General features: G+C 63.2%; 3 protein-coding genes. All 3 read left to right on the top strand.

The window, feature by feature from the left end; translation table 11 throughout:
* Window positions 1-181 precede the first annotated feature (181 nt).
* Genes L248_RS06425 through L248_RS06415 form a run of 3 tightly spaced genes read left to right on the top strand, consistent with a single transcriptional unit; the run spans window position 182 to window position 5378 of the window.
* A complete protein-coding gene (locus L248_RS06425; RefSeq protein WP_040535302.1) occupies window positions 182-1306 on the top strand; it encodes an exonuclease SbcCD subunit D in 1125 nt (374 codons plus the stop codon).
* Complete coding sequence (locus tag L248_RS15120; RefSeq protein ID WP_022529327.1) at window positions 1303-4479, top strand: AAA family ATPase; 3177 nt, start codon at window positions 1303-1305, stop codon at window positions 4477-4479. Before L248_RS06425 ends, L248_RS15120 begins: the two co-directional genes overlap by 4 nt.
* Window positions 4480-4526: 47 nt before the next feature.
* A complete protein-coding gene (locus tag L248_RS06415) occupies window positions 4527-5378 on the top strand; it encodes an HNH endonuclease (protein ID WP_155828582.1) in 852 nt (283 codons plus the stop codon).
* The last annotated feature ends 72 nt before the right edge of the window (window positions 5379-5450 follow it).

The following is a 5450-nucleotide window of genomic DNA, read 5'->3' as shown; positions in this document are numbered from 1 at the left end:
AGACTTTTAGCGGTCTTTGCTAAAAGTCTTCAAGCCGTGCCCACCACGTTCCAGCCCATTTTTCCGGAGCTTGCGGAGCTTTGGCACGTCCTCAGGAGAGCAAAAATATCAGTTGGAACAGATGTTCGAAGATAGCCTTTCTTGTTATACTGGAAACATGACGAAAAGGATGGTGATGGTGATGCGCTTCTTGCATACGGCCGATTGGCACATCGGCAAGCGGCTGAACAGCTTCGACCTGCTGGCGGATCAGCAGGCGGTGTTCGAACAGATTCGGGATGTGGCCCGCAGCGAACACGTCGATGCCCTGGTCATCGCCGGGGACGTGTACGACCGGGCGCTGGCCAACGAAGAGTCGGTGGAGGCGGTCAACGGGATGATCCAGACGCTGAACCTGACCGACCAGCTGCCGCTACTGGTGATCAGCGGCAACCATGACAGCCCGGTGCGGCTGGGGACCGGGTCCCCCTGGTTTAAGGCAACGCACTACTACCTGCACACCGCACTGGCCCAGGCCATCGACGAACCGGTTACGCTGGGGGACACCCAGTTTTTCCTGCTGCCGTTTTGGCAGCCGTTTGCTGCCCGCCAGTACTTCGCCGACGACAGTTTGACCACCGTGCCGCTGGCCATGGCCGCCATCGTCCAGGCGATGCAGGCCAAGTTTGCCCCGGACAAGAAGCACGTCCTGGTCGCCCATCTCTTCGCGGCCGGCGCCAGTCAGACGGATTCGGAGACGACCAGTAAAGTGGGCGGCTTGGACGCTGTCCCCGTGGATCTGCTCCAGGTCTTCGATTACGTCGCCCTGGGCCACCTCCACAGCCACCACGCCTTGCATGATGAGAAAGTCCGATATAGCGGCTCGCCGCTGAAGTTCTCCGCTTCCGAAGCCGGCGATGAGAAAGGGGTCTGGATCGTGGACACCACCGCCGGAACCGTTGAATGGCGGCCGCTGACGTCGCCCCACGACTTGCAGGCGATCACGGCCAGCTTCGCGGACCTGACGAAGCCGGATTTCTTACCGCCGGATGCTCAGGACGACTACCTGGCCATTACCCTGACCGATACCCAGGTGATTCCCAATGTGATGCAGATCCTGCGGGGGCAGTACCCGCATATTCTGGAGATCAAGCGGGCCCATGGCCGGGCGCGGGATGATGAAGCGCCGGTCCTGACCGTGCAGCGCCACCTGGATCCCCAGAAGCTGGCGGCGGATTTCTACACGGAGATGCAGGAGACACCTCTGACGGACCGGCAGACGGAATGGCTGAAGCAGACCTGGGCAGAAATGGAGGCACAAGAATGATCCCGAAGACGATCGTGGTCCGTAACTTTGGACCATATGTGGATGAGACCCTGGATTTCACCCGGTTTGCAGAAGTGCCGCTGTTTCTGATCAGCGGCAAGACCGGCAGCGGTAAGTCGACCTTATTCGATGCCATGCGCTTCGCTCTCTACGGTGACGCCAGTGTGGATGCCGGCGAGCGGGAAGGGGCATCTTTGCGCAGCAATTTTGCCGACGAGACTGAACCGTCCCGGGTAACCTTTACCTTCACCCAAGACGAGCTGACTTATGTCCTCAGCCGGGAACCGAAGCAGCGGCTGAAGAAGAAGCGTGGGGAAGGGTATAAAGAATACAATGCCACGGCCAAGCTGGCGGTCTTCAAGGGTAAGAAACAGCTCCATGAATACACCAAGACCCGTTCTGTGGATGACCACCTGCGTGATTTGCTGGGGCTGACGGCAGAGCAGTTCACTCAGATCGTGCTGCTGCCCCAGGGAGAATTCCGCAAGTTTCTCAACGCTGACAGTAACGAGAAAGAGGGCGTCCTGCGCCAGTTGTTCGGCACCGCCAAGTACCGCCGCTGGGGCGACGTCATCAGCCAGCACGCCAAGGCGGCCCAAAACGCCGCCAGCCGCGTGGACGAACAGCTGAGCAGCCTGCTCCAGCAGCTGCCCTGGCCGGAGACGATGACGGAAGAAGTGACGCCTTATTTGACGAGCCCGCTGAATTATCAGGCGCAGTGGGGGCAGTTCTTAGAAACGCTCCATTCCCAGCAGCAGGCTGAGGTACAGGCGGCCCAGACGGCCCAGCAGGCCGCCCAGAAGAAGTTGGCGGCGAGTCAGGACACGCTGCACGCCGGTCAGGAACTGGCGAAGCAGCGGCAGAGTGCGGCGGCCCTGCGGACCCGGCAGGCGGCGCTGGCGGAGCAAAGGGATGACATGACGGCGCTGACCCAGCAGATCAGCCAGCTGGAGTTCAGCCAAACGCTTCTGCCCTTGCAGCAGCGGATCAGCGACCGGCAGACCCGGCTAGCTGAGGCGCAGCAGACTGAAACCGCGAGCCGGGCCCAGCTGGCGACGGCCCAGCAGGCCTTGCAGGCCGCCGAACAGCAGCTGGCAGATCTGGTGAAGCAGCAGCCGGCGGTTGACCAGGCTCGGGAACAAGCCGCCAAGCTGACTGATTTACTGCCCCAGTTTGCCAAAGTGGCGGCCGCCAAGAAGCAGGCGGCGGCCGCCGACCGGTTGCTGCAAAAAGCCCAAGCGGCCGTCAAGGAGCAGACCGCGGCCCTGGCGGAGCAGCAGGCGGCGCTGCAAAAAGCCCAAGCGGCAGCGGCCCAGCAGTCCGCTCTGCTGACCCAGCAAAACCAGCTGGACCAGCAAAAGCACGACGCGGCATTAGCGGAAGAACACTTGCATACCGTCACCGCCCAATGGCAGGCTTGGCAGCAGGCCGCTGATGCCGTGGCAGCGGTGAGCAACAAAGCAGCCGCTGCCGCGAAAAAGGCCCAAGAATTAGCCGCCGCTTATCAGCAGACAAAGAGCGATTGGGCAGCCGGCCAAATTGCCCGGCTCAGCCAGGACCTGCTGCCCGGCCAGCCGTGCCCGGTCTGCGGCAGTCTGGACCACCCAGAGCCCGCAGTGAGTACCGTCACCGTGACGGTCACCGATGCCCAGCGGGACGCTGCCGAGCAAGCTTGGCAAAAGGCCAGTCAGCGGCAGGCGGCCCTCGCCAGTGAACAGCAGCAGGGGATGACCCAGCTGCAAAAGGCGGCCAGTCAGCTGCAGGCCGCGTGGCAGACGTATCAGCCGGAAGCGGACGTACCCACGGATTGGCCGGCTGCGCTGACGGCCGAGCAGCAGCGGCTGGCCCAGCAGCGGACGACGATCACGGCTGCTCAGCGGGCCAACCAAACCGCTCTGAAGATGGCGACCCAAGCCGCTGCGGCGGCCGCTCGCTTGCAACCGGCGATCGATCAGCAGCAGAAGGCCGTCACCACGGCCCAAGACCAGGCGAACGCCGCTGATAAGGCGGCGGCCCAAGCCCAGACGACGGCCGCCGATGCTCAGGCCCAATTACCGGCGGACTACCCGACGGCGGCGGCCCTGCAAGCGGCTATTGCCCAGCTGACCGCTCAGGTTCAGGCCCAGCAGAAGGCTCAGACCGCGGCCCAGCAGGCCAAGGAGCAGCAGCAGACCCAAGTGACCACGTTGACTACCCGCATCGCGGCTGCCCAGCATGACCAGGCGGCGGCCCAGGCCCAACTCACAGACGACCAGCAGCAGCTGACCGTCGCGCTGGCGGACCATACACCCACCATCGCCGCCGCCGACCTGCCGGCGCTCTTCGCCGCGCTGAAACAGCTGCCGGCGCTGCGCCAGCAGCGGGACGAGTATCAGACCCAGATGACCACCGTGGCGGCCCAACTGGTCCAGGTAGAAGCCGCGATCAACGGCCAGCCGGCCCCGGATGTGGCTGCACTGCAGGCCGCTGTGGCAACTCTGCAGGCCGACGCGAATACCGCCAACCAGGCCTTCTTCACCGCCCAAGCAGCGGCCGCTCAGACGCTGAAGGCGGAGAAAGAAATGGCCCGGCTGGTCAAGGACCAAGCCGACCAAGCGGCTATCGCCCGGGAATGGGCCCAGCTGAGCGAGACGGTGAATGGCAAGGGGGCTATCAAGCTGAGTCTGGAGCGCTATGTCCTGCGGGCTTACTTGCAGGAAGTCCTGCGTATTGCCAACAGCCGCTTGGACCGGCTGACCAACGGCCGCTACGAGCTGCAGCTGCATAAAGAAAACGGGGCTTACGCCACGAATACCGGCCTCGAGCTGGATGTTTTCGACGACAACGTGGGCGCCACCCGGTCGGTGCATACGCTGTCCGGCGGCGAGAGCTTCCTCACGGCGCTGAGTCTGGCACTTGCACTCGGTGAAGTGGTCCAAAACGAGAGCGGCGGCATCCAGATCAATGCTCTGTTCGTCGATGAAGGCTTCGGCTCACTGGACGAAGACGCCCTGGCTGGGGCCATCGACGCGCTGCAATCCATCGAAGGTCAGCAGCGGATCATCGGTATTATTTCCCACGTGCGGGAACTGCGTCAGCAGATCCCCGACCAGTTGTGGGTGGAAACGGAAGGGGACGGCCGCAGCCGCCTGCACTATCCCACGAGTGATGAAATCGAGGCGAAGGCGCTGTGAAATGGACCTGTGCCCACTGTACGCTGCGCTGGGAGAGCAGTGCCTTTGTGACAGATAGCCAAGCAGCCAGCATCTGCGCCATGTGCCGTGCCCACGGGGTGGCCGCCGGGGACTTTGCCAATCCGGCCAGCCAACTGTTTAGCCAAGGCACCGGTCTGACTTACACCGGCGCCGAGCAAACCACGGGTCAGCCGCTGACCTTGACCAAAACGGCCCGGCGCCAGGCGGAAGGCATCGCCGACAGTTTTGCAGTGGCCCCGCCGGCAGTGGCGGCGGCCATTTCACCGGCGGACTTTTCTGACCAGCTCTGGCAGATGCTCCACACCCCGCCGGATGAGTGGCCCAGCGGCGACCTGCCGACCGTTCTGGCCGCCTGGGGCTATCCGGTCCAGAAGCTGTTCAACCAAAACACGCTGGACCTGACCACCCGCCAATATATTCGCGAGCACTATCACCATATCTGCCAGTATTGCGGCCGTTATGGCAACAGTGTGGACCACATGGACCCGGTCAGCGTCAGCGCCGACAACACCATCGCCAACCTGACGCTGGCTTGCAGCGAGTGCAACCAGCTCAAGGGAGACATGCCTTACGCTGACTTCATCCGCATCGACGCCGCCACTGCTCCGCTCAAGGCCGACCTGCGGCGCCTCGAGCAGGCGGCCAACGCCTTCCAAGGCCGAGTCACCGCGCTCCAAAGCCAGCTCGCGGCCCTCACCCACCAAGCTGCCGACCCTCTGGCCCCCGGCGCCGCCGCCCTGCGCCGCCGCATCAAGGTTGCCCAAGACCTTCTGGACCAGTCCAAGGCCGACAGCAAGCACATCAGCGACCTCCGCAGCGCCTATGTCCACAGTCGTTGGGCGGTGGCGCAATACCAGGAAGAAACGGATCAGTGGTGAGAAAAGACGGTGTACAAAATACCCTCCGTTGACTGAATGCCAGTGAACGGAGGGTATTTAGATTGGTCGCGA

The organism is Schleiferilactobacillus shenzhenensis LY-73 (assembly GCF_000469325.1).
GTDB lineage: Bacteria > Bacillota > Bacilli > Lactobacillales > Lactobacillaceae > Schleiferilactobacillus > Schleiferilactobacillus shenzhenensis.
Note: the sequence above shows the minus strand (reverse complement) of the source record. Positions and strands in the feature narration are given on the sequence as shown.